The organism is Lentilactobacillus diolivorans DSM 14421, from assembly GCF_001434255.1.
Classification (GTDB): Bacteria; Bacillota; Bacilli; order Lactobacillales; family Lactobacillaceae; genus Lentilactobacillus; species Lentilactobacillus diolivorans.
The window spans coordinates 68,424-94,224 of the sequence record NZ_AZEY01000007.1 but is presented as its reverse complement, the minus strand read 5'-3'; the positions used below and the strand labels follow the sequence as shown (position 1 = coordinate 94,224).

Sequence of the window (25,801 nt, the reverse complement as noted above, 5' to 3'; positions counted from 1 at the left end):
ATCCCAGCCTCTGTTCGTGTAAACACGATTGTTACCGAGCGAAAACGCGGGACAAATTGATTCCAGTAACTCGTTACATTTTCTGTCATTGTTTTACTCTCCAGTTCAATAAATTAACCTCACTACCAAACTGCTCCAATTTTTATTCCTAAGTATCATATTCTTAAAGCGCATGAATATCCAGAAAGCAGGTAATCGAAAATGACTTTATCTATCAAAACTCAACTGATTGGATCCAAGAAACACCCTAAAGTTGGCTTTAAATTCACTCCGAAAATGATGACAGAACTTGGTCTTCACAATGTTCGCCGAGTTACTTTTCACCTAAAAGGACAACAACTCATTATGATTCCAATCCGTACCCGTAACAATCGCGAACGAGTCCATGGTATCCGAAACGTATCCCAGGCACGAAGACTTGAAAATGCTCAAAAGAATCTGTAACTGGGAGTAAGCATTAAACATATTTTAAAGTAATTTTTGATCCCTCTGATCATGATAAAACAATTAAAAAGCAGTTCAATTCCGTATCCCAATAAAGTGGATACGCGAATTAAACTGCTTATTCTTCGAAAACTGGTTAATCTTTTGAAAATTCTCTAATTTCATTTCTATCATTAATTTTCTTTTTTCACCATTATTTATATGTGTCAAACAGACTTAACTGCTTGCGGATGATCTGTCCCAGACCAACAATATGTGACGATTAACTTAATGAACGAATCATTCTTGCTAAAGCCCGGAATCACCACCCTTACTAGTTAGTTTGCTTACACTTGAACGCCAATTGTTTCTTTAATCGCAGTTCCTAAACGTTTAATACCGGTTTTAATTTGATCTTCAGACATATTGGAATAGTTTAATCTAAAGGTTCCTGGAATTACTTTATCCGGGTAAAACGGCTCACCTGGTACAAAAGCAACATCGTGTTTAATGCAAGTATCAAATAATTCTTTGGTATCAATATCACCCGGCACCTCCACCCAGATAAACAATCCACCTTCTGGATGACTATAATTAACCCCTTTTGGGAAGAAGGTCTCAATGGCCGTCATCATTACCCGTTCTCGTTGCCGATAAACCTTCTTAATCTTGTTAATGTGTTCGTTAATATCATATTCTTCCATAAATTTGGCAACAATATGCTGCGTTAAGTTATCAGAATGAACATCAGCCGATTGCTTCATCAACGTACATTTTTTAATGAAATTCTTTTCGGCAACAATCCATCCTAATCGCAAACCTGGTGCTAAAATTTTGGAGAAGGTGCTGAGATAGATCACACGTTCATTACGATCATAAAACTTGATCGGCTCGATATCATCCCCGGCAAACCTAATCGCACCATATGGGTCATCCTCCATAATCATAATATCGGCTCTATCGGCAATCTCAACCATTTTCTCACGACGATCAGCTGTCATCGTTCGACCAGTTGGGTTCTGAAAATTAGGGATTGTGTAAATGAATTTAGTATTTGGATTATCGGCAACCGCCTTTTCCAAAGCGTCCATCCTCATCCCGTTTTCATCCATTTCAACACCGACAATGTGGGCACCGTAACTACGAAAAACGTCTAATGCACAGAGGTAGGTTGGTTTTTCAACAATGACGGTATCACCGGGATTGACAAACATCTTGGCAACTAAGTCAATTGATTATTGTGAACCGGTAGTAATCATCACATTTTCAATCTGCGTATCAACCCCTTCACGTCCCATTCGCTTAACGATCTGTTGGCGTAATCCAGGATGGCCAATGGCGGCACTATACTGTAATGCTTGCCGGCCGCTTTGATCGAAGACTTCATTGGTTACCTTTTTTAAAGCCGCAATTGGGAATAATTCCGGAGCTGGTAATCCACCTGCAAAGGAAATCACACTTGGACTCCCCGCCACTTTCAAAATATTGCCAACCGGATCTTCATCACTTTCGGGAACTCTTTGTGAATATTGGTATGTCATACGCGAACCCCTTCCTTTTTTGCATCAGCTACATTAGTTTGTGGTTTGTGATATTTTCTCATCATTTCTGCCATATGAACCTCATGAACAACGAACTCATGAGTTCGGCAAACGTAATCGTGTTCACGACCAACTTTAGCAATGTACCCGTTAATATAATCAACTTCAGTTGGACGACCTTTTGAGAAGTCTTGATACATTGATGGATAATGGTATTTATATTCTTTACTTACGGTGATGACTGAATCAACTTGCTCTTGACGGGTTGGAATTAAGTAAATACCAGCCCGCTCGCAAGCATCATAAGCTTCATCAAATAATTGCCGAGACATTTCGCGAACGCCACTATACTCAATAAATTGACCCATCTGCATTTCAAACATCGTACAAAGTGTATTGGTCACGGCATTGAAAACAACCTTTGACATGCACATGCCTTTCCATTCATCCGCAAAGACTGGTCCTAATTTGGCTTCCTTAAAATCATTAAAAATAGCTTGAGTGGTGGCATCTGGTTTTTCATTTGTGTAGCGTGCCATATGCATGACTTCATCACCTTGGGCTCCCATAAAGTCAATATTAGCGGGACCATCCATTCGTGTCGCAATCATTGCGGTTCCACAGATGATATGGTTTTCTGGGAAATACTTGGCGATCTTTTCAAAATGACCCATTCCGTTCATTGCAGAAAAGACATATTGATCTTCATGGAAAATACCAGCTTTACTATCACGTTCCATTTCCTCAGCTAACTGCATCTGTTTTTTAAAAATAATCCAGACATCCGGATGACCTTTGTATTCTTCTGGATAAAAAATATTAACAGGGACAATCCGACGATTTTGATGATCGCGGGCAACTGAAACACCGCCTTGGCTGCGAATCTTTTCAACATTAGGTTCCCAAGTATCGATAAAATCAACATCGACGCCAGCGTTCTCCTGTAACATTACTCCGTACCTTACTCCCATTGCTCCTGCACCAATTACACCGTATTTCATAATGCCCAACTCCTTCTTATTTTTTATTAAATACAACTAAAAAACGCCCTTTGGTTATCAAAACCAAAGGGCGTTAAGTTCAACGCGGTACCACCTTAATTTGAATTACTCTCACAAGTAACACCTTAGCACGTACGGAGGAAAAGTAACTGTCATTTTAAAATGATCTCGTTTTTTCCTCGATACGCCGCACATTAATGGGTGCCACCATTTCACCTCGAAAAGTGAACTTGTCGAGTTCGACCTTTCAAATAATAGTTTCAATGCCTTCCCACCAACCGACACTCGCTTAGTGAAGCTATTATCCTAATCCATCGGACCAAATCAATTAGTCATATTTAAAATGTTGAATGAAGTGTAGTCCACGACCTAGATACATGTCAACCTCAAATTTAAAATTTCATTAGCTCGATCTCATTGAAATGCCATTTTATCAACGATTACTCATTAAAAAAATTTTTTGAAGTTTATTACTTTTGCAGGTTCATCATTTTGGGTTGAACTGCTGACAGCCATATTAACGAACAATTTGAATATACTTAGCATTACCGGTAATGTAACCACCAGCAATTCGGTAACGCAACGTGCCATGTTTGGTGACACTATTGGCCTGTGAATAATCAAAGTTGTAAACTTTAAACACTTTTTTGGAATTCTGCTTATAGTGCTGATTACGTTTCGTTAGATTGACATTATGATATCGATTAACCGCTGTTTTAGCTTTTACATATTTTGGATAATGATGACGTCCCATGTTAACTAACTTTCGATTACCAGTGACATACTGACCGTTTGAGAGGACATAGCGAGTCGTAAGATTGTGTCGGACAATCCCTTTAACTTTTAAGATCGTCCCCTGCTTGTAATTTCTGATTTTACCAGTCAGATTAGCCTTCGTATAACCATTAACACCACGCGGGTTGATAACCGTAATGGCTGCATGTTTTCCAAGATAATAAACCGGCCGGACATACTTCCAACTGGCGGTAATATAACCAGTTTTATGACGATTCTTTGTTAAATGATTAACATCGCGAACCCGATATCGCAATTTACCATCAGCAGTTCGTGTATAACCAGTTACAACAAACATTGGCCGATAAACACGCGGCTTCTTAACATACCAAGCTTGTCTCGTATTTTTTGAAAAGTTTTCAGTCCGGTATAACCCAATCTTCTTGATTGAATAGATAACTTCATTTTTCTTGGCAACATAGTCTTGATTGTTGGTTTGCGAACCTGGTTTTCTATCTGGATCATTAGTTGAACCATCCGTTTTAGGTTCTGTCGCCTGTCCCGGCTTTTGTGGTTCGGTGACTGTCCCAGAACCAGCAGAGCTTGGCGGCGTTACCTGTGGCGTTGATCCCCCGTTACCATCTCCTGTGCTAACCTGTTTTTTGTAAAGAGCGATGATGGTTTGATCGCTTTCAGTAAATGGAATTGTATCTGTGTTTGCCGGTAATTTTTCGACTTTTCCATTCACGATCCTAGCCAGGCCATCGAATTCGTAATTCGGAAAGTTCTTTGTAGTATCGGAAACCTTTAACGGATTATTAAAGTCTCCCTGTTTACTATCACTGACAGGTTCGCTGCCATTTTTAAATTGAACAAACTTACCATTTTCATCCAGTGAGCCATAGTCAACTTTAATCGTGCTTTGTTTAACAAAAACAACCGTTAAGTTTTGAGTATTCTCAGAAATGGTTCCTGTTTGCCCAACCTTATCGGCCCTTCCATTTTTTTCATTAAAATCAGAAACTTGGCCAGTACCGTTGAAAACACCATAAACTTTGTAGCCGAGGCCGGCCAAACGATTTAGTTGATAGTCGGTAGTATTATCAGTTTGAATATTAAACGACGTGCCTACCGTTCCTGAAAGAACTGAAGAAGGGGCTAGTGTTAACTGGCTTTTGTCATTCCTCAACAATTGAAAATTCACATTAACATTCCCAATGCCATCTTTAATTTGGTAAGGAACCATAATCCACCCATTATAATCCGAACTCGAATCCTTCCAAAGCGTTGAAAACGCGCCATACATATTTGGCCGATCGGGCAGCATGTTCGACCAAGTAATCGTCGTAGAATCAACATTGCCGCCATCTGAAGTACTTGGATAAAGTCGGGCATAATCCTCTTTATTCGCATTATATACTTGAATCGGCAGATTATTCGCGGCAAGATTTTTAATGATAAATGATGGTGTCGTATATGAAGCTGTCCCAGTCCTGAAAGTAACCGGCGATAGTAAAATATGTTGATTACTGAATCCTTTGGTTAGATCCAGAGCCGGATTTTGATTAGTAGCTAATGGTGATAAATCGGATATCTGATTGTAAGCCAAATCAATTTTAACCAGATCAGGCTTGTTGGCAAGCGCCGCAACATCACTAATCGAAAAATAGTTAACCGAAATATCTGTTAATTTATTTAGTTTTGTTAAAGCACTAATGTCCCATAAATTACCATTTTGAGTGGCTTCACCATATGTGATGGCGCTAGCCGTCATGTTCGGATGCAAATAAACACTCTGCAGATTAGTCGCATATTGCAAACCTTCCAATGTACTCATCGACATCATTGCCTGATAGTAAACCGTTGCCTGCTGCTTACCGCCAACCGTTGTCAGCTGAGCATCACTGTCACTTTTAAGGGTAGTCATTTTAGCTAAATCATTCTTAGTAAAATTATCTCGAAAAGTAGTAAGGTCTTTATAATCTTTCGTGTAATTTGTCAGATAAACAAAAATCTGTGTGCCATAATCCGGCATCCATTCATCAATATAGTTCTTCTTAGTTGTTGGATCCAATCCCTTAGCATCCATTGGAATATTGGCAGCGTATTCCGCACCTTTCCAAGCCTTGGCACCTTGCAAGTCCTCAAAGGGTTTATGAATATAAGTGTACTGAAGCGGACGTTCTTTAGTAATGTTAAATTTGTTGGTTGCCTTTACCTCATTCGTCAAATTAGGAACTGCTAATTGGCTTGCTTGGTTCGCTGCAGTACTTGCGGCTGTCTGGGCCGACTGCTGATCTGCGGCTGATACCGGAGATACGGCAATTGTTCCAGTCATTAACATCGAGAGCGCCACAGTTGCGTACATGAACCCTCTTTTAAAATTCGATGGCCTCGTTTGACGACTACGATTATTTTCCGCCTTCATGATGGTTTCCTCCTTACAATTAACCCGGGAAACTATTTTCCACTAGAAGTATAACGTGTTTATCGGATTACAGAAAGCGATTACACTCGAATTATCAAAACCCTTTATTATAAGAAAACAAGATCAAAATTGACGGCTTGATCACAGGAATTCAGTGCCAAACAGACGAATTATTATTTCAGTTCATTAAATTTGTTTATTACGCAATATGACAGGTATACTTAGTGACAAAGAGGGTTTTCTGAGGTGATCAAAATGCGATTAGTCATTGGAATAATAAGTGCAGCTTCGTTACTATTTTGTATTGGTGCACTGATTCTATTGGTTATAGGTAATAATAAGGCTGCGTTAATTTCTTTAGCTATCGGATTAATCATGATGATAGCAGGATGGCTAGCATCTAATTTAATAAATCAACATGACAAAACAAAAAAGAGTAAATAAAAACTTGAGACCATCCTGGAAGAAGGTTTAATTCCACGTATATCTCAAGTTTTTTCAATTCGATGTGGCACGATTAAATTTAATACCACATCAAGATTTTTTTAAATAATGCTATAGCCGACAACGATCCTTGCTCCAGAACTGTAAGTAACGCATCCACATGAATTTAAACCATATCGTACAAAGAAATACTGACATCACTCGCAGACAATGCCAGTGGTAATTCTGTACATCCTAAAATAACTCCCTGAATATGATCGTAATCTTTCAGTTGCGCAATAGTTTTCAAGAGATACACGTTGCTACTTTGCTTAACAACGCCTAATTCCAATTCAGAAGAAATGATGGCGTGGATATGATTAATCTGCTCGTCACTTGGAACGACCACTTGAATGCGGTTTTCTGCAAGTTTATTTTTGTAAAAGGGTTCCTTCATTGTCATTTTGGTCCCAAGTAGTCCAACCTTTGATTGTTGATTGTGCTTAATTGCATCAGCAGTCACATCGACGATACTAATTAAAGGGATCGGCGACAAAGTCTGCAATTCATCAAAAACCATGTGTGGTGTGTTGGCCGTCAATGCAGCAACATCCGCACCTGATGCCTGTAGGTTCTTGATGCTAGTTAATAGTTTCTGAATTAAAGTTTCCGTTTGACCTTTCTCTTCAAGTTTTAATATCTGATAAACATCCAAACTGTCAATCACAATTTCAGGATATGATTGTGGGTGTCGTTTCTGATACTTACTTGTTAATTGACGATAATAATCAAGCGTCGATTCGGGTCCCATGCCACCAACTAAACCAATCCTAACCATTTTAGTTGCCTCCAAATAATGATTTAAATCACATCATAGCACGTTTTCCAGCCGTTCATATTGATGTTATAGTATGTTATGGTAGATAATTAATTGATACGAGAGAATTGGAGGAATTCAAATGATAATAAGAACGGTTCGCAAAGAAGACTATTCAGCCGTTTCCGATCTAATTAGAATTGCCTTTTCAAAAACATCAAATGGCTATCGTGGCGAATCAGAACTAGTCGATAAGATTCGCCAAGATCCCACTTACCGCAAAACATTCGAGGTCGTCGCCGATAATCACAACCGCATTATTGGTTATGGCCTCTTAAGTGAAATTCAGATTGAAAACAAAACATCATCAGCACTGGGATTATGCTTAGCACCATTGGCAGTGGCTCCCGTAAATCAAAAATCGGGAATTGGCGGCGCAATCATTAACGAACTAGACAATCGAGCTGTTAGACAAGGTTATCGGTTTATTTCCGTTTTAGGATGGCCGGACTATTATCCACGGTTTGGTTACCAAAGGGCTAGTCAATTTAATATTAAGCCACCCTTTCCAGTTCCTGATGAAACTTACATGATTAAGCCACTGGTAAAAGATGGCTTAAAAGGCATTCATGGAACAGTAAAATATTTAAGCGCGTTTGATTAATTACAACTGAGAATTATCTAGCCACATTATCTTAATCTGCAGGTAAGCCAAAAAGGTGTCATGTAAACTTTCATTTTGAAAAGCTTACATGACACCCTTTATTTTTTGAAAATAATTAAATTAAACCATCAAGAATTAACCATCGATCATTTCATCTAGATGACCATCTTCAACTTTTTTGCCTTTAAATTAACATCCCGATATATCTTAGCAATTGTCCGTTCGTAGTCTTCATTTGATACACCAAATACGACTTTAATATCACTGCCTTCTTGAATTACCAAATGAATTTTAATTTGGCTGTCATCCAAAAGATCCAAAATTCTTCCCGCAATGGCCGGCCGTTTACTAAGTTGGTAAGAAACGGCGGCAACCAGCGCAATGTTTTTCTCCAGTTTGACACTATCCAAATCACAATCATTTTCCAGCGCATTGATAATAACATCGAGTTTATCAGCAACATCTGTTCGACGAGCTAGAAAACTAAATGAATCCGTTCCAGAGGGAACATAGTCAAAAGAAACACCAAACTTTTGAATCACTGAAAAGATTTTTGCCATAATATCCAACCGTTTATTTAATTGGTATTTACTAACTGAAATGACAACATAATCCTTTTTACCAGCAATTCCCGTAACTAATTGATTGGGATCGCTATTAACTGAATCAACCACTAACGTGCCATCCTCTTCCGGATGATTGGTATTCAAAATTGCAATTGGAATTTGTTTTTCTTTGACTGGCTGAATGGCTTCCTCTTGAAAAACACTAATTCCCATATATGAAAGTTCTTGCAACTCTTCATAAGTTAATTCGTTAATCTTTCGCGAATTATTAATAATTCGTGGATCTGCCATCTTAATCCCAGAAACATCGGTCCAGTTTTCATATAGATCAGCATCAACCAGATTAGCCATAATTGAACCGGAAATATCACCGCCACCACGGGGCATAATACGAATTTCACCATTTTTATCAACACCATAAAAACCGGGAACCACAATTTGATAACCAGTAGAAATGATCTTATTCAGACGTTGAATTGAAGCTTTATAATCAATTTGATCGCCATTAAAAATCATAAATCGGGCAGCATCCACAAACTGAAAGCCTAAGAAATCAGCCATTAATTTCGCAGTCAAGTATTCACCACGTGACACTAAGTAATCGTGGCTGCAATTATGAATTCGATCGCTAATCTTTCGAAGATCATCTTCAATTTCAACCGTTAAACCAAGTTCATCACGAATTTCAACAAATCGTTTTGCAACATGATCAAAGATTGGCTGATAATTTTCATGAGCATCCCTTAATCTTTCAATTTCAATTAATAGATCTGTTACCTTAATTGGCTCGTCATCGCTTTTCCCAGCCGCACTAACAACAACGACTCGACGATCATCGTTAGCCTTAACAATTGCCTGAACCTTTTTAAACTGACCGGCATTTGCAACTGAACTGCCACCAAACTTGGCTACTTTCATTGAGCTGCACCTCCTTTTCTATCTGGTAAACTCGCCATAAAGGCTGTTCCATCTTGCTTAAGTACTTGTCTCATTAACCGATGCATCTCACCAATTGGAATTTGGTGAATGACAAGGTAATCACCGCGGACACAAGGATCAAATTTGGCAAACATTTTGGAACAATCAATTTCTGAACGAACAATGTAATTGCTCCGGGTCAAATCTGACCGATATTTCAAGTTGCTCATAAATTCGCGTTTTAAATGCTCTTTATGTTGGAAAATATCTAAAATATCTTGGATGACCGCATTAGCAGTTGGCAATTGTCCAGCGCCCTGCCCCATAAACTTTAAATTACCAATTGTTTCACCATGAAGTGAAATTAAATTATAGTTATCGGTCGTATTAGCTTCCAAAGTATCACCATGATAAAGCGTCGGCTCAACCACGTAATCAAATTCATTGCCTCGTTGATGACTCTTCCCCATTAACTTAACGGTAAGCCCTTTTTGATTAAAATAGGCAATATCATCACCGGTAATATTACGAATGCCGAAGATTGGCAACTCGTCGGTCGGTTTCACAAAAATATCATAGGCAATATCAACACTGATACACAACTTATTAGCAACGTCCAATCCATCGATATCGGCACTTGGATCGGCTTCAGCATAACCAAGTTGTTGAGCTTGAAGCAAAACATCATTGAATGACTTGCCCGTCTTCTTCATTTGATCAAGAATAAAATTACTTGTCCCATTAAAAATTCCTTGAATCTTGTTAACATCATCAACTCTAAGTGCCCGCTCTAACCCTTGAATCCAAGGAATGCCGCCACCGACACTAGACTCGAAGTAAAACTTGACGCCATTATCAGCAGCAATTTTCGTAAATTCGTCCATATAACGAGCAATGACCGCTTTATTAGCAGTAATGACGTGCTTTTTATGCTTCAACGCAGCAAGTATGTATTGATGCGCCGGCTCAATCCCACCCAACACTTCAACGACGACATCTAAGTCTTTGTCGTTAAGAATCTCATCAATATCATCCGTCATCTCCGGTAAATCCGGCTTTTTATTTTTCCTTATTAAAATATGTTTTACATGGAGGTTTTGGGTTTGTCGCTTTGCCTTCTCAATAATTTTATAAACGCCAGTCCCGACCGTGCCAAACCCTAATATTGCAATGTTCACTGCTCAAACCTCCAATTTTTTATTTTGTTCATTGATAATAAACACTTGTTTTTTAACTGAAAACAGATTATCATAATAATCACAGAAATGCAAGGAGTTAAAGTCAATGAATAAATTTTATACCAGCACTAGAAATAACTCAGTAAAAATATCGGCTAAGGATGCAATTAAAAAGGGATTTGCTGACGATAAGGGATTATTTGTTTACCCAAATCTCGGTAACACTCAAGTTGATCTTGATAAATTAATAACTTTGGATTATCAAGACATTGCCAGGGCGGTTCTTACAAAATTACTGCCAGACTTTTCGGCTGCCGAAATTAGCGAAAGTGTTGCCAATGCTTACCATTCAAGCTTTGACTCCGAAAAGATCACCCCAGTTGTCAACGTAGACAACTTTCATGTTTTGGAACTCTTTCATGGCCCAACCAGCGCTTTCAAAGACGTTGGTTTACAATTGCTTCCACAATTAATGAAACATGTTTTAACTGAAAACAATAAAGTTATGATCCTAACTGCTACAAGTGGAGACACCGGAAAAGCTGCTCTTGAGGGTTTTAAAGATCTTCATAATATGGGTATCATCGTTTTCTATCCTAATGGTGGTGTCAGCAAAGTTCAGAAACTACAAATGGTTACAACCGGCGGTAACAATACCAAAGTGGCTGCAATCAAAGGAAACTTTGATGATGCTCAAACCAATGTTAAACGACTTTTTAATGATCAATCCTTAAAACAGCAGCTTGGCAACGAGGTCAGCCTATCAAGCGCCAACTCAATTAATATCGGTCGATTGATTCCTCAAGTCGTTTACTACTTTGACTCTTACAAACAACTTGTTAATGCCGGGTCAATAAAAGCCGGTGACCAGGTTAACTTCACTGTTCCAACCGGTAACTTTGGTGATGTCCTGGCTGGCTATTATGCAAAACTCCTTGGTTTGCCCGTTAAGAAGTTTGTGGTTGCCTGCAATGAAAACAATGTCTTAGCCAACTTCTTCGAGCATGGTGTTTATGATCGGAATCGGCCATTTTACCAAACAGTTGCACCAAGTATGGACATCCAAGTTTCCAGTAACTTTGAGCGGCTTCTTTATTACAAGAGTGGCGAAGATACCGAATACGTTAAACAACTAATGGATGATTTGGAAGATAGCGGTAAATATCAGGTTTCCAAAGAGATTCTCGATAATATTCAAAAAGATTTTTATTGTGGTTATAGTACTGATCAGGAAATTGAGAATTCCATTGCAACTGTTTATAACGAAAACGGTTATTTAATGGATCCACACACAGCTGCCGGATATAAAGTAATGCGTGATTATCAAAAGAGCGACAAACAAACGCCAATGATCTTACTCAGCACTGCCAGTCCATATAAATTTGTTAACGCAGTTTCTGATGCAGTCTTACCTAAAACTGCTAATGATGTTCTACAGGTAATGAGGGATTTGGCAGCCGAAACTCATGCACCAATTCCGGAGAACTTGAGAAAAGTTTGGGAATTACCAATTAAGCACGAAAGCGTTATTGAAAAAAGTGAAATGAAAGACTATGTCCGCCAAAAGGTTGAGGAGGTATTTTATGATAAAGATTAAAGTTCCAGCAACAAGTGCAAACGTCGGCGTTGGTTTTGACTGCCTTGGCTTGGCCGTATCCTATTATTCAACGGTTAGCTTCGAGGAAAGTTCAACCCACTTAGAGATCACGGGTTGTCCGGAGGAATTCCGCAATGAGAATAACCTCGTCTACCAAGCATTTGTTAAGGGCTGCAACTTCCTCGATAAACCGGTCCCAAACGTTAAGATTACAATCAATGGTGATGTTCCGGTAGCCCGTGGACTTGGTAGCTCATCAGTTTGCGTTGTTGCCGGACTAAAGGCCGCCAGCGTTTGGTTTGACAACCAACTTTCGGTCGATCAATTACTTGTCCTGGCAACTGAAATGGAAGGCCATCCTGACAACGTTACACCAGCAATTCTTGGAAGCTTATGCGTTTCTTTTTTAGATGAACGCAATCAGCCCCAAGTCATTAAATATAACGTTAATGAAAACTTGCATTTTGTTGCACTCATTCCTGATTATCAGGTCAGCACTCACGAGGCGAGAAAGGTCTTGCCTAAAACGCTAAGTTACGCTGACGCTATTCATCAAGTGAGCCATTGTGCAGCAATGACCAAGGCACTCGAAATTGGTGACATTCATATGATTCACGAGGCCTGTGATGACCGCATGCATGAACCCTACCGAGCAAAATTAATCCCCGATTATAGCCAAGCAAAAAATATTTGTGAGCAATTAGGGGGTACAATGTACATTAGTGGCAGTGGCTCAACAATGATGGCTATTACAAATGATGAAGCTGCAGCTAACGAAATCGTCACAAATGCAAAAGCTGCCTTTCCTGGCTGGAAAATTCGTAAAATGGCAGTTGATTCAAATGGCGTAACAAGTGAGGTAATTGAACGTGGAAAAGTACTACATCGTTGATAGTTCGATTTTACCAGAGTCTTTTGATAAAGTAATTCAGGCTCGACAGCTCTTAGAAAGCGGTAAAGTTAAACAAGTTAGCGAAGCGGTTAAAGTAGTTGGTATCAGCCGAGGAACCTATTATAAATATAAAGATTTAGTCTTTTTGCCTGAAGAAAATATGATGGATCGAAAGGCTGTCATTTCATTAATGTTGGAGAATCAGCGTGGTATTCTATCCCGAGTTTTGATGGCAATTTCCGATTCTAGTGCCAGCGTTTTAACAATCAACCAGAACATTCCCATTCATAACATCGCGAGCATCGTGATTTCATTGGATCTAAGTCATTTAACCGGAACAGTAGATGACCTTTTAAATCATCTCCAACAAGTTCAAGGTACCAGTAATGTTCAGCTGGTATCCATTGAATAACGACGAATAGCATTACCCAATAATTTCATAATTAATTACAAACGGGACTGGACAAAATCACTTTTGTCCAGTCCCGTTTTGTGCAATCACGATTATTACCGAGCAAAAAACATGAGGAAAAAATCGTACCCGACACTCTGGAAGCTAGGGATTTTTGCCTCACTCTTCTGATGTAGCTTTTATCGTAATAATATGTGACCTGTCACTTCAATCAGGAGTAATAATCATCTGGATGATCATGTAAACCATAATTAAGGTTAATATGATCCATACTAATTTCCCAAGTGGATGATTGGGATTGATTGTTAAACCAACTCCAGAAGATTTAGGAACAAACAAGTTTTTCGAATCACCATGATAAAACGACTTTAGCTTCAAATAGCTTAACGGAAACATCGCGGTCACACATACCATCATAAAAACACCAATCCACTTAGACTGTTCATCAGATTTTACAAACGGTAACCATAGAAGGGGAGCCAGCCCTACAGTCAGTCCAACAATTAGCAAACGATCCAGCCAAACATCTTTTTTCCGCTTATTGATTAATCGATAATCCTTCTTAACTTGCTTCATATACTGCTCATCACCCTTTAACATATAGTCGAGTGATAAATCATAAAGCTTACTAATTCTGACAAGGGTTGGAATATCCGGGTAGCTTTTGTCATTTTCCCAATTGGAAACTGTTTGCCGCTGGACATTTAATTTTTGAGCAATGACAGTTTGAGTTAATCCCAGTTGTTTTCGCTTTTGTTTTAAAATATCAGCTAACATGATTCACCTCTCAAATTGACTATACTTGTGCCACCCCATGTATTAAAGCAATTATCGGTTGCGTAGATTATTTTGACAAGCAATTTATCTTTGCATCATCAATTTCACGGACTTTAACACCGACCTTATCAGAACTTTTTGATATAAAAAAACCACAATCCAACATTAGATTGTGGTTTTCTATGTTAATAATTGCTGGGGTTAACTGACTATTACCGCCCAAATTGCCACCAATGCTTTTTACGCTTAGGTGCTGATTGATAGGCAGATGAAACTCCGTCAGTTGTTGACTGTGGTTGATAGCTATCTGGAATGTTGTCACTAGCAGGCTTATCTGTAGTAGAATTCTTAGATTGGGTGGTACTTTCTACATTGCCTTCAATTGCCTTAGTTTCAGCGGAATTGCCGGTCTTATTCTGGAGCTGCTTTAACTTATTTTGAACATCTAATTGCAAACGCTGTGATTGATCAAGTAATTGATGTAATTCGCGAATTTGTTTGTCTTTCTCTTCAATTTGTTTGCGCTGTTCATTCAACTGTTCAGCTAACAAATCTGTTGCACTATGATTGGTCTTTTCCTGTTGCCGGTTAGTAATTACAGCAGAAGGTTTCTGGGCCGTTTCTGTTGTGTTCTCAGAACTACCTTCTGTTTCCTTAAATTGACCTCTGAGGATTTCTGCACCCTCATCTTTAATCAAAATCTTGTTTCCCTGCTTGATCGTATATGTACTCCGAAATTTGTCGTCCATATGTTTTCTGATTGCAGTTTTGGAAACCGCTAATTGATCTGCTAACTCTTTAATCGTTAACGCCATAATGTCGCCCCCAATATATATTATTCAGTTCGCAAACAACTCGTTTGCGCTCACACATTATTCATTATAGTGATTAATTTAAATATGAGCAAATAAAATTGTAGAAGTTTTCTGATAACATTATAACAAACCTTTGTGCAAAATTAAATTGAGATTAGAACATTCGTTGACAATCTCATATAAAATGCGGTAAACTACTCGCATCCCCTAGTGTCGTTTTCGATATTTCATTAATATTTATTTGTAAGAATTTACATATTTTTATACAAAACAAATCGTCTAGTTCTCATACCAGATGATTAGTTTCCGTTTGCTATTTCACCGGAAACCCACAAATTATGTTAGATTATCATTTAAAGGATTATTATTAATTCGAATTTTACTACAATGGAGTGATTTTTAATGAGCAGTTTAAGAGAAAAAATGTTTCGAAAAGAAGATCCTTTGGTTTACCAGGATAAAGATTCCCATTTAATTCGTAGTTTAACTACGAAAGACTTTTTAGCGTTGGGTGTTGGAACCATTGTTTCAACCTCAATCTTTACTTTGCCCGGCGTTGTTGCGGCCCAACATGCCGGCCCTGCAGTTGCACTTTCCTTCTTAGCCGCTGCAATTGTTGCTGGGATGGTTGCCTTTGCATACGCAGAGATGGCCGCGGCAATGCCGTTTGCTGGATCTGCTTACTCTTGGATTAATGTCGTTTTCGGTGAATTTTGGGGTTGGATTGCCGGTTGGGCATTATTAGCCGAGTACTTTATTGCTGTTGCGTTTGTCGCGTCCGGGTTATCTGCAAACTTCCAAGGCTTAATTTCGCCACTGGGTCTAAACCTACCTAAAACACTTTCAACTGCTTCAACTGGAAGTAATGGTGGTCTAATGGATCTAGTTGCAATTGTTGTTATTTTACTGGTAACGACGTTGCTTTCCCGTGGTGCTTCGCAAACTGCACGAGTTGAAAATACATTAGTTGTTTTAAAAGTAATTGCTATTTTAGTATTTATCTTCGTTGGTGCAACCGCACTTCACATGAAGAACTACACACCATTTATTCCAAAATATCACGTAAACGCTGATGGCTCTGCTTTTGGTGGCTGGCAAGGAATCTACGCCGGCGTTTCAGAGATCTTCTTAGCATACATTGGGTTCGACTCAATCGCTGCTAACTCCGCCGAAGCTAAAAATCCACAAAAAACAATGCCGCGGGGAATTCTTGGCTCCTTGTTTATTGCAGTATTCCTTTTTGTTGCCGTTGCACTAGTCTTAGTAGGTATGTTCCGCTACTCTGATTATGCTAACAACGCCGAACCCGTCGGCTGGGCTTTACGTCAAAGTGGCCACGGTGCCGTTGCAACCGTTGTTCAAGCTGTTGCGGTTGTTGGTATGTTTACTGCACTAATTGGTATGATGCTGGCCGGTTCGCGTTTACTTTATTCATTTGGCCGTGATGGTCTACTTCCTAAATGGCTCGGTAAATTGGAAAATAATCTCCCTAACCGTGCGTTAATCGTCTTAACCATTATTGGAATTGTTTTAGGCGCCTTTTTCCCATTTACGTTCCTGGCACAACTTATTTCTGCAGGAACTTTAATTGCATTCATGTTTGTCTCGATTGGCGTTTACGCATTGAGACCCCGTGAAGGAAAAGACATTCCAATGCCAAGTTTTAAAATGCCATTTTATCCAGTATTACCCGCACTTGGCTTCTTAGGAGCACTTGGTATTTTCTGGGGCTTGGATATTCAAGCTAAGACTTATGCGCTTGGCTGGTTTATTTTTGGCATGATTGTTTACTTTGCATATGGTATGAATCATTCAACATCCACAGCAGATAAGAAAAAACAAACTAACAAGGATTCTTAAGGATTGGTGATTTCATGAGTCATTTGGAAAAAGCTTCAAAACTAGTTGATGAAGAAAACCATTATTATGCTCGTTCTGCGCGAATTAACTACTACGATTTAGTGATTGATCATGCTCACGGGGCAACATTAGTCGACGTTGATGGTAACCAATATATTGACTTACTTGCAAGTGCCTCAGCAATTAACGTTGGTCACACTCATGAGAAGGTCGTCAAAGCCATTACCGATCAGGCACAAAAATTAATTCATTACACTCCAGCATACTTTCACCATGTGCCTGGAATTGAATTATCAAAAAAGCTTACTGAAATTGCACCTGGAAATTCTCCCAAAATGGTTAGTTTTGGAAATTCCGGCTCAGACGCTAATGATGCTATTATCAAATTTGCCCGAGCTTATACCGGCCGCCAATACATTGTCTCTTACATGGGTTCCTACCATGGATCAACTTATGGTTCACAAACGCTATCGGGAACCAGTCTAAATATGACTCGCAAAATTGGGCCAATGCTACCAGGCGTTGTTCATGTCCCATATCCTGACTTATACAGACGCTATCCGGGAGAAAGTGAAGATGATGTTGCAAAACGTTATTTCGATGATTTTAAACGACCCTTTGAATCATTTTTGCCCGCTGACGAAACTGCTTGTGTTTTGATTGAACCAATCCAGGGCGACGGTGGAATCGTTAAAGCACCTGAGATTTACATGCAATTAGTTTATAAGTTCTGTCACGACAATGGCATTCTATTTGCGGTTGATGAAATCAATCAGGGACTCGGTCGAACCGGCAAGATGTGGAGTATTCAACAGTACAAAGACATCGAACCTGATTTAATGTCTGTCGGAAAATCGTTAGCCTCTGGAATGCCACTCAGCGCTGTAATCGGCAAAAAAGATATTATGCAAAGCTTGGCCGCACCGGCACACTTATTTACAACATCCGGTAATCCAATATGTTCAGCCGCCTCACTTGCTACTTTAAATGTTATTGAGGATGAACATCTCGTTGAAAAATCAGCTAAAGACGGTGAATACGCTAAACATCGATTCCTTGAAATGCAAGAGCGCCATCCGCTCATTGGTGACGTTCGGATGTGGGGATTAAACGGTGGTATTGAATTGGTTAAAGATCGCCAAACAAAGGAACCGGCTAACGATGAAGCAACAAAAGTAATTTATTATGCATTTGCCCACGGCGTTGTAATTATTACGCTCGCTGGAAATATCCTAAGATTTCAGCCACCGCTGGTTATCGATCGCCAACAATTGGACCAGGCACTCCAAGTACTTGATGATGCATTTACAGCTGTCGAAAGTGGCAATGTTGAAATTCCTAAAAATGCGGGTAAGATTGGCTGGTAACCAGAAACTTTAATGTATAAGTTCCCTTTTACTAAAGATATCTAAATAAATTTTATAATCATCGAGAGTCTGGACAGATATTATTTGCCCAGACTTTTTTAATGTGATCGAACCGCCAACTAAGATAGTAGAAATATTTTTAAATAGGCAGCTAATTTTTTATCTTAATTTTCCACCACCTAATTTAATTATTTTAATTATTTTTGCTGTTTAACTAATAAACGTCGTCACAAATCAACCCAATGTTGTATAATAAGAAAGACATAGATTGGAGAAGACAGATGAAACATTTAACCTTACATAATACGATAATCTCATTTGGAATAATTCTTACAGCAGCTGGTTCAATTTTTTTTACGAACTAGCCGGTCCATGCACAAAGCGCTAACCAAGTTGTCCAAACAACTCAAGTTCAACCGAAAGCTAGCCAAGTAAGTTCAGCTACTACAAATGATCAATCAAGCCAGTCTTCAAACTTAGCTGATGATCAATCGACAGTTGATACAACAACTGCTTCCGTCAATGGTAGTTACCCCGATGGTCCCACTAATGATAGTGATAGTGCCTCGAGTTTATCTCAAAACGCTTCATCAGTACCCGATTCACCACAAAACAACAATAGTGCTAATCAAGCTGATTCATCCATTCAAGCTGACAGTTCTGACCAATCGTCTGATACTTCAACAACATCTGACGATGACGCAACACGTCAATCGGTCACATCTTCAGATATAGATAACAGTAATAGCCAATCAACAACAGTCACTAGTGCGTCTTCGACAAGCTCAGCTGATCAGTCTGAATCTTCCACAACAGTGGATAATGCTCAAACTGATAGTTCAAATCAATCATCAACTAACAATAAGTCATATCAAGTTTCCACCCCAGATGATACCAAGCCAACTACTACCCTTTCAGAAACTGCAAAAGATGAATCAGTAGCTGCTTCCACAGACACTAAAACCACCACGCCGGAAACGGCAACCACAACAAATACCAATGACAACATCACAGTACCATCTGCAGACCAATCCACCGACCAAACGATTAATCCCACAATCAACGGCTTAATTAATAATTTAGTCACTGACGTCACTAGTTTTGCAGGAGCAGCTATTGCATATCCGTTTGTTTTTACTCGTGTGGCTCAATTTATGTCAGATTTTCGAACCTTGCTGTCACCCGATCGCTATAATATCGACCAAATGTGGAACGATCTTGATGAAAAATATAATCCCGAATATTCCAAAGCATTTTATACCGAGGCTAAAGATTGGTATGATAATAAGGTTGCCAAAGAAACTTGGAGTATTCCTTTTTATGACGACAAATCAAAATATGCTAAAGCAACTTATATTAAAAATGGAAATTCTACTAAAACCATTATTTATGGTCAAGGCTGGACTACCGATCCCAACTGGATGGGATATATTTCAAAAGTCTTCTACGATATGGGATATAATGTTTTGATTACCTATACTCGTGGTCAAAATACCAGTGATGGTGCCTTTATTACTTATGGTGCTAAAGATAAGTACGATTGGCAAAACTGGATCAAAAAGGTTGATGAGACAAACGGACCGAATAGTCAGGTTGTTTTATATGGTCAGTCGATGGGCGCTGATACTGCCTTGGAAGCTGCCTCTGTACCAGGATTATCTTCCTCGGTTAAAGCCGTTATTGCAGATTGCGGTTATTCAACGATGCCCGCACTTGCCCACTCACTTTATGAAGATGCCTCTAAATCGCTTAACGATATCACATCAAAGATTGGTATTAATTTAAACGGGCAAATCCCACTTTTACCCTTTAATAAGGTGCTCAATTCTCTGAATGCCATTAATCAATTCTTCCAAGGAACCAGCTTAGATGACATTTCAGGGATTACCGCCGTTCAAAATGCCAAAGTCCCAACGCTGTTTATTTCGACAGCAGATGATGCGTTCATTCCAACAAGCCAGACACAAACTCTTTACCAGAATAGTGCAGCTTCCCTGAAAGAACTCTGGGTTCTTGACGGTAATGTTGGTGGGCACGCATCGGCAAACAACGCTGTCATTCAGTATCAACAGCATATTGAAGACTTTGTTGCAAAGGCTGAACAATCTAACATCCAGGATACGATGGTAACCGCATAAATAAACTTTTTTATAAAACGTACAAAAGAGTATCCATAATATCTCGTCAAAACAAATTAATGCTATATTTGTGATCCTCGGAAGTTTAATTTATAAAAAACAGCTTATTAGGGGTCGTAAAGTCGGTATTTACAAAAATACCGACTTTACGACCCCTTTTATCTGTATATCAATCAATAAGACAATGAAACAACCATTTACAATTAAGGTGTCAATCTCAATTTATACGGATTTTTTCAATAAACGATAAAATAATATTCAAAGTAGGTTGACCAGTAACTATTTCATACTTTTATTTTGCCCTTCAAGGCTTTCATTGACCAAATTAGTGTGATCAAGCAAACGACACCAACAACAATATCAACGAGTGCAATCGCCAATACCGGAAACTTAGCGCATACTGAAACGAAAACCATTCCGAGACTTCCCATAATGGTGCCGCCAGCACTATACAATGATGAAGCAGCCCCATTATCATTCTCTTGTTGCTTTAAAACAAGATAGGTTGCTGGCGGTCGGCTACCGCTGCTGGCTAAAGTTGCCGGAAACTCAGTGATTGCAAACAAATAGGGATCATGGAGTCCAAACAAAATAATGAGAACCCCGCCAATAATACTAATGATGTAGCAACCATAAATGAATTTAAACCGATCAACATACTTGGAAACCTTAATATATAATAATGGGGCAATTAACATCCCCAAGGCGTTAAAGGAAAAGAAATAGCTAAACACTTGACTGCTCAAATGAAATTCATTCTGAAAAATATAAGATGACGAAGATATAAACGAGAGTGAAATAATCGAAACTGCTGAAAAGTTAAGCAATAGCGCAGTAAATCCGGGATTCTCCAGTAAAACAGCCAATCGGCCAAAAATTCGGAAAATATTCGATTTATCATGAGTTGGTTGATGGGTTTCTTGAAAAATAATCGCGCCGCCTATGCAAATAACCCCTAAAAGTGCCTGAGCGAAAAAAATTCCTCTCCATGAAATAAAGGTTAATAATAGCGAACCAAGAACAGGTGCCACAGCGGGAGAAATCACAACCATTGATTGCACAATCGCCAACGTGGTTTCCTGTTTCCGTCCTTGGAATACATCTTTTATCACAGCAGTAGCAACGGTGGTTGCGACTCCACCACCAATTGCCTGTAAAATGCGAAAGAAGATAATTTCCCAAGCACTGTTTGCGATCCCACACAAAATACTACCAATCATATAAATGGTTAGTCCAACCAGTAACATTGGCCGACGACCATATCGATCACTTAACGGCCCCCAAATAATGGTTGCAACACTATAAAAAATGAAGAAAAGAATCAAGGTTAAATTCATTGTGAACTCAGAAACATTGAAAAAGGTTGTCATATCTGGTAATGCCGGTAAGTACAAATCTGTAGAAAGCGGCACAAATGCGCTCAATAGTGCTAAAAAAATAATAAAACCTTTATCTCCCAGTCGAGATTGCATATTACCCGAATTCATCATGAAATCTCCTTTCCCTGCTTCACCTAGGCCACTTCATATCAATTGTTAATTCACCAGTGGCTTCGTCAATCTTTCTAGTAATTTCAGTGAAACCTTGGCGAACATAAAATCGACGAGCCTGTTGATTCTTAAGGTAAACAGATAACGTTAATTCTTGATTAGCAGATTGAGCAGCTTTAATCAACGCGCTTCCGACTCCTTGCCCTCGAAATTGAGCTGCCACAAATAACCCGGCAATATAACCGTGATCCATTCCTAAAAATCCGGTGATTTGATTATCACTTCTAAAAATAAATAACTCTGAAACTGCTAATTGTGATTTTACAGATTCAAAATTTTCTAACCAATACTTTGGGTCAATAAATGAATGAGCTTCAAGATTAGCTTTTAGCCAAATCTGGGCAACCCTCTCTAAGTCTGGTCCACTAAGCTGATTCACGTGAGTAATCATATTCTTATCCTCTCAAAAAATAAATTAATTAGTATTATTGTATCCTAAAATATGGCAATACGACGCTTTTAATCCGAAGTAAGATGAAATCAGGTGCTTAAACATAAGCTTTACTCAGTTTTCCCTCCTGATGACTCTAATCGATACCTATTAACAATCATTTCACTGTTGGATCAACTATCAAAAGAATACATTCAATAACCACGTCGGCTTTTGGCACTTAACACATGGAATCAAAATCATTAGCAGTGTGACCTTTATCGTCAATACCTGAATTTCTTGTAACAGAATTGAGTGTTGACTATTATCCAAAAGTTAATCACTTATTTCTTAAAATTAACAGTAAAAGTAGCATATTTGTTCGTATTTAGGGTACAATATGACTAAACAAAGAAGGAGCTTCGTTATGTCAACCTATAAAAACAAAGTTTATCTAGCATCCCCATTTTTTAGCGATGGTCAGCGAGAGCGAATTGAACAAGTTATTTCATTATTAAAACAGAATGACACAATTGACTCAGATCAGATTTTCAATCCCCAAGAACACCAATTTGAGAGCGAACCCTTTGGCAGCTTTAAGTGGCAGGACGCCGTATTTGCTTCTGACATGCGACAAGTTCACAAGGCAGATGTTGTCGTTGCGATCTTGGATTACCAGTTAGAAGACGGCTTAACCGAACCCGATTCTGGCACCGTCTTCGAAATTGGGTCAGCCCATGAAGCCAATATCCCGGTAATTATGGTTCAATTTGGTGAAAAAAGTCAATTAAACCTCATGTTGGCAAGAAGTTACACTGCCTTTTTCAACGGCAGGGAAGATATCCAAAATTTAAAAAATTACAACTTTAATAACTTGGAACAAAAATACACAGAAAAGAAAGTACTGTAAAAAAATCACGTAAGCTTTCTATAACTAAATTATAAACAGAGTGGGCCGGCAAGCGCTTAGACCCCAGAATATTAAGTCAGGGGACTTATATGGCCGGGGTTTGCTTGCTGGCCCACGTTTTAGCCAAGTAAGAAGTTCAACAAGATATTCTGGGCTTGAATGTTTTGATAATTCGGTTACGCTCTGGAAGTTGCCTTTTGGCACACATTTCCACTCGGTAATAATCTTAATTACACAAACGGGGCTGGGACAAAAGTAATTTTGTCCCAGCCCCGTTTATTTATAATCACAAGAATTGTTAAGTTAAACGCTATCTTACAATAAATCTACCTAAAAATTAAATTCCCAATTAAAATCAAACCACCATGAACAATGTGAGTGATGTTGATAAACATTTACCAACCGAACTGTGTTATTCACTGGTTGTTGCTGACCAGGAGTCGTCGTTTTATAACCACGTGGGACCTTATTTTCAGCAACGGTGTATTTATATTGATTACCTTGGTCATCGTACTTCGGTAAGTACATAAAGGTTGTTTGATAACAATTGAAGTCATTCAAAGAAGCAATCCGATAAGGTGTCCCATTCCGATAAAGTGTCACATGAACATTAGGTGTACACTTCCAAAATGGTACATTCTGCCAGTCCTTGACAACTCGAACATACGTGTATCGATCATAGCAAGACTGATATTTATTCGTAAACGTAATTGTCCCGTTTGAATCCGGTGCAACATTTGGATTGCCGCCTGGATCTGTCACATAGCCACTAGGTACGCTGGCTTCTTTAGCTGTATATTTAATGGGTTGACCATTAGCTGAAAACTTATTCAAGTTCGCAAACTTGGCTTGATATGAGTTTTCATTATTTAAAGTAACTGTCTTACCAGTATCAACACCGTCGGCATAAAGCTTGATAGTGACAGCCGGTGTTGCAACACCATCGGGAACATTTTCCCACTTCTTCTGTACCGTAATGGTTGTCGTAATTGGTGCTTGATAAACATTGGTTAGTGTAATTTTACCATTACTGTCTGGCGCAACTAATGGATTCCCACCAGGATCGGTCGTGTAGCCATCCGGCACTTTGGCCTCTTGGGCTGTGTACTGGATTGCATGCCCATCCTTGGCGAATTTATCTAAACCATTAAACGAAGATTGATATGAGTTGGCAGCATTTAATGTGACTGACTTGCCAGTATCTGTTCCATCGGCAAACAATTTAACGTTCACATCAGGTGTCTTAACACCATCCGGAACGCCTTTCCAATTTTTTTGGACTGCTATATTTGTCTTAAAGCTTCCAGGTTCATCTCCGTGCGCAGTTCCATTACCCATCGATAACTTAACCGTCTTGGTGTTCGATGTTGTGACTGGTGTTCCAGTTGCCGATTTTGATATATCGGTAGCATTAATCGTCGCGGTATTTGGCAAATCAAGTTCACTACCGTATTGACTATATGCGTTATCATCACTCACTTTAGTTGTCGACATAATGTTAATTGCCTTATCAAGCGTGCCGTTCCATGTCAACTTAAATCCGGACGCACTTGGTGTTAATGTATAATCCTTTGCAGGCATTGTTTGCCCTGAATCATTCTCAGTAACCTTAAATGAGTCATTCATGATACTTTGTGCTGTTGTATTTCCTAAGTTATCAGATACGCTGATATTTTTTAATTGATGGTTATTTGGATTCACTAAAACCTGCCAAGTCACTTGCGATAAAGTGCCGTTTGGTCGGGCTGATTCATTTTTCCCCCAACCATTCTTTGCTAGATAAGTATCTTGTGGGTAGCTTGGTACAAAATTTTGGGTCCCTGTAACATCAAATTGAATCTGGCCACCACGATTACTATCGTACTTTGCCCAATATGCAGCGTTGGAAAATGTAATCTGTCCAGTATTAGCCTTAGCATCAGCGGTAAACTTTCCAACGTCTTCGTTAGTATTTGATGATTTGAGACTAAATTGCTGTGGATTCCTAAAGACGGCACCAGCTGGTAATGTGACAGTTGCGGTATCACCATCATTGACTTTAACATTATCAGGAATCTTAAACTGATAAGTCAGTGTATGTATTGGTCCTGCATACCACTTCTGTGACATATCAGGCGTTACTGGCGCATTATTTTCTTGAGCATCGTTTGTACTTAATCCGGTAACTTGATCAGCACCAAGACTGGCGGCTCCAACCTGATTTGAAGGCGAAAATGCTTGTGACAACATCAAAATAAAAATCGTGACGATACCAAGCAACAGTCCCCGTTTAAACGATGATTGTTGCTTAACTTTTAGTCCATGAATCATTTCTATTCCCCCATTTCTATTTGGCTTGTTCAACTCAACAACTTAACTTGTATTAGCTAGCCATAATTAACTCAATAAGAATATCCGTTCAATAAAAATTAATCCAGAA

General features: G+C 39.0%; 20 protein-coding genes and 1 pseudogene. 10 read left to right on the top strand and 11 right to left on the bottom strand.

Features of this window, described 5'->3' with window-relative positions:
• Positions 1 to 201 precede the first annotated feature (201 nt).
• Positions 202 to 444 carry a hypothetical protein gene (locus FC85_RS00775; RefSeq protein WP_057863668.1) on the top strand — a complete coding sequence of 81 codons (243 nt, stop codon included), beginning with the start codon at positions 202 to 204 and terminating at the stop codon, positions 442 to 444.
• Positions 445 to 770: 326 nt separating this feature from the next.
• On the opposite strand, the pseudogene FC85_RS00770 reads toward FC85_RS00775, so the two are convergent.
• From FC85_RS00770 to FC85_RS15935, 3 genes and pseudogenes are all read right to left on the bottom strand, one after another.
• A pseudogene (locus FC85_RS00770) lies at positions 771 to 1,964 on the bottom strand (aminotransferase-like domain-containing protein).
• A complete protein-coding gene (locus FC85_RS00765; RefSeq protein WP_057863667.1) occupies positions 1,961 to 2,965 on the bottom strand; it encodes a ketopantoate reductase family protein in 1,005 nt (334 codons plus the stop codon). Before FC85_RS00765 ends, FC85_RS00770 begins: the two are co-directional and overlap by 4 nt.
• Positions 2,966 to 3,482: 517 nt before the next feature.
• Positions 3,483 to 6,128 carry a DUF5776 domain-containing protein gene (locus tag FC85_RS15935; RefSeq protein ID WP_057863666.1) on the bottom strand — a complete coding sequence of 882 codons (2,646 nt, stop codon included), beginning with the start codon at positions 6,126 to 6,128 and terminating at the stop codon, positions 3,483 to 3,485.
• A gap of 255 nt (positions 6,129 to 6,383) precedes the next feature.
• Here FC85_RS15935 and FC85_RS00755 point away from each other — a divergent pair, with 255 nt between their 5' ends.
• Complete coding sequence (locus FC85_RS00755; protein WP_057863674.1) at positions 6,384 to 6,572, top strand: hypothetical protein; 189 nt, start codon at positions 6,384 to 6,386, stop codon at positions 6,570 to 6,572.
• Between the two features lie 166 nt (positions 6,573 to 6,738).
• Here the strand turns inward: FC85_RS00755 and FC85_RS00750 are convergent, their stop codons facing one another.
• Entirely contained in the window at positions 6,739 to 7,389 is a 651-nt protein-coding gene (locus FC85_RS00750; protein ID WP_057863665.1) for an aspartate/glutamate racemase family protein, read from the bottom strand.
• 121 nt (positions 7,390 to 7,510) lie between these two features.
• Between FC85_RS00750 and FC85_RS00745 the strand changes: the two genes are divergently transcribed.
• Positions 7,511 to 8,032, top strand: a complete 522-nt coding sequence (locus FC85_RS00745) for a GNAT family N-acetyltransferase (RefSeq protein WP_057863664.1) — start codon at positions 7,511 to 7,513, stop codon at positions 8,030 to 8,032.
• Between the two features lie 155 nt (positions 8,033 to 8,187).
• On the opposite strand, the gene FC85_RS00740 is transcribed toward FC85_RS00745, so the two are convergent.
• Both FC85_RS00740 and FC85_RS00735 read right to left on the bottom strand, forming a co-directional pair.
• The gene (locus FC85_RS00740) at positions 8,188 to 9,516 is read right to left on the bottom strand and encodes an aspartate kinase (protein WP_057863663.1); all 1,329 of its coding nucleotides are present in this window, start codon (positions 9,514 to 9,516) and stop codon (positions 8,188 to 8,190) included.
• On the bottom strand, positions 9,513 to 10,694 hold the full coding sequence (locus FC85_RS00735) for a homoserine dehydrogenase (protein ID WP_057863662.1): 1,182 nt from the start codon (positions 10,692 to 10,694) through the stop codon (positions 9,513 to 9,515). Before FC85_RS00735 ends, FC85_RS00740 begins: the two co-directional genes overlap by 4 nt.
• A 106-nt stretch (positions 10,695 to 10,800) precedes the next feature.
• Here FC85_RS00735 and thrC point away from each other — a divergent pair, with 106 nt between their 5' ends.
• The 3 genes from thrC to FC85_RS00720 are packed head-to-tail and all read left to right on the top strand — an operon-like array spanning position 10,801 to position 13,595.
• Complete coding sequence (thrC, locus tag FC85_RS00730) at positions 10,801 to 12,291, top strand: threonine synthase (protein WP_057863661.1); 1,491 nt, start codon at positions 10,801 to 10,803, stop codon at positions 12,289 to 12,291.
• Entirely contained in the window at positions 12,278 to 13,183 is a 906-nt protein-coding gene (gene thrB / locus FC85_RS00725) for a homoserine kinase (protein ID WP_057863660.1), read from the top strand. Before thrC ends, thrB begins: the two co-directional genes overlap by 14 nt.
• Positions 13,161 to 13,595: an ACT domain-containing protein gene (locus tag FC85_RS00720; RefSeq protein WP_057863659.1), complete on the top strand. Its 435-nt coding sequence runs from the start codon at positions 13,161 to 13,163 to the stop codon at positions 13,593 to 13,595. Before thrB ends, FC85_RS00720 begins: the two co-directional genes overlap by 23 nt.
• 207 nt (positions 13,596 to 13,802) lie before the next feature.
• On the opposite strand, the gene FC85_RS00715 is transcribed toward FC85_RS00720, so the two are convergent.
• Both FC85_RS00715 and FC85_RS00710 read right to left on the bottom strand, forming a co-directional pair.
• The gene (locus FC85_RS00715; protein WP_057863658.1) at positions 13,803 to 14,372 is read right to left on the bottom strand and encodes a helix-turn-helix domain-containing protein; all 570 of its coding nucleotides are present in this window, start codon (positions 14,370 to 14,372) and stop codon (positions 13,803 to 13,805) included.
• A 212-nt stretch (positions 14,373 to 14,584) separates the two neighbouring features.
• Entirely contained in the window at positions 14,585 to 15,187 is a 603-nt protein-coding gene (locus FC85_RS00710) for a replication protein B (protein WP_057863657.1), read from the bottom strand.
• A 402-nt stretch (positions 15,188 to 15,589) separates the two neighbouring features.
• On the opposite strand from FC85_RS00710, the gene FC85_RS00705 reads away from it, so the two are divergent.
• From FC85_RS00705 to FC85_RS00695, 3 genes are all read left to right on the top strand, one after another.
• Complete coding sequence (locus tag FC85_RS00705; RefSeq protein WP_057863656.1) at positions 15,590 to 17,047, top strand: APC family permease; 1,458 nt, start codon at positions 15,590 to 15,592, stop codon at positions 17,045 to 17,047.
• Positions 17,048 to 17,061: 14 nt separating this feature from the next.
• Positions 17,062 to 18,414, top strand: a complete 1,353-nt coding sequence (locus tag FC85_RS00700) for an aspartate aminotransferase family protein (RefSeq protein ID WP_057863655.1) — start codon at positions 17,062 to 17,064, stop codon at positions 18,412 to 18,414.
• 815 nt (positions 18,415 to 19,229) lie between these two features.
• Positions 19,230 to 20,552 (top strand): alpha/beta hydrolase, encoded by a 1,323-nt coding sequence (locus FC85_RS00695; protein ID WP_057863654.1) that lies wholly within the window; start codon positions 19,230 to 19,232, stop codon positions 20,550 to 20,552.
• Between the two features lie 284 nt (positions 20,553 to 20,836).
• Here the strand turns inward: FC85_RS00695 and FC85_RS00690 are convergent, their stop codons facing one another.
• Entirely contained in the window at positions 20,837 to 22,039 is a 1,203-nt protein-coding gene (locus FC85_RS00690) for an MFS transporter (protein WP_057863653.1), read from the bottom strand.
• Positions 22,040 to 22,061: 22 nt separating this feature from the next.
• Positions 22,062 to 22,493: a GNAT family N-acetyltransferase gene (locus tag FC85_RS00685; RefSeq protein ID WP_057863652.1), complete on the bottom strand. Its 432-nt coding sequence runs from the start codon at positions 22,491 to 22,493 to the stop codon at positions 22,062 to 22,064.
• Positions 22,494 to 22,899: 406 nt separating this feature from the next.
• On the opposite strand from FC85_RS00685, the gene FC85_RS00680 reads away from it, so the two are divergent.
• Positions 22,900 to 23,382 carry a nucleoside 2-deoxyribosyltransferase gene (locus tag FC85_RS00680; protein WP_057863651.1) on the top strand — a complete coding sequence of 161 codons (483 nt, stop codon included), beginning with the start codon at positions 22,900 to 22,902 and terminating at the stop codon, positions 23,380 to 23,382.
• A 330-nt stretch (positions 23,383 to 23,712) separates the two neighbouring features.
• Here the strand turns inward: FC85_RS00680 and FC85_RS00675 are convergent, their stop codons facing one another.
• Positions 23,713 to 25,692 (bottom strand): Cna B-type domain-containing protein, encoded by a 1,980-nt coding sequence (locus tag FC85_RS00675; protein ID WP_057863650.1) that lies wholly within the window; start codon positions 25,690 to 25,692, stop codon positions 23,713 to 23,715.
• Between the last annotated feature and the right edge of the window lie 109 nt (positions 25,693 to 25,801).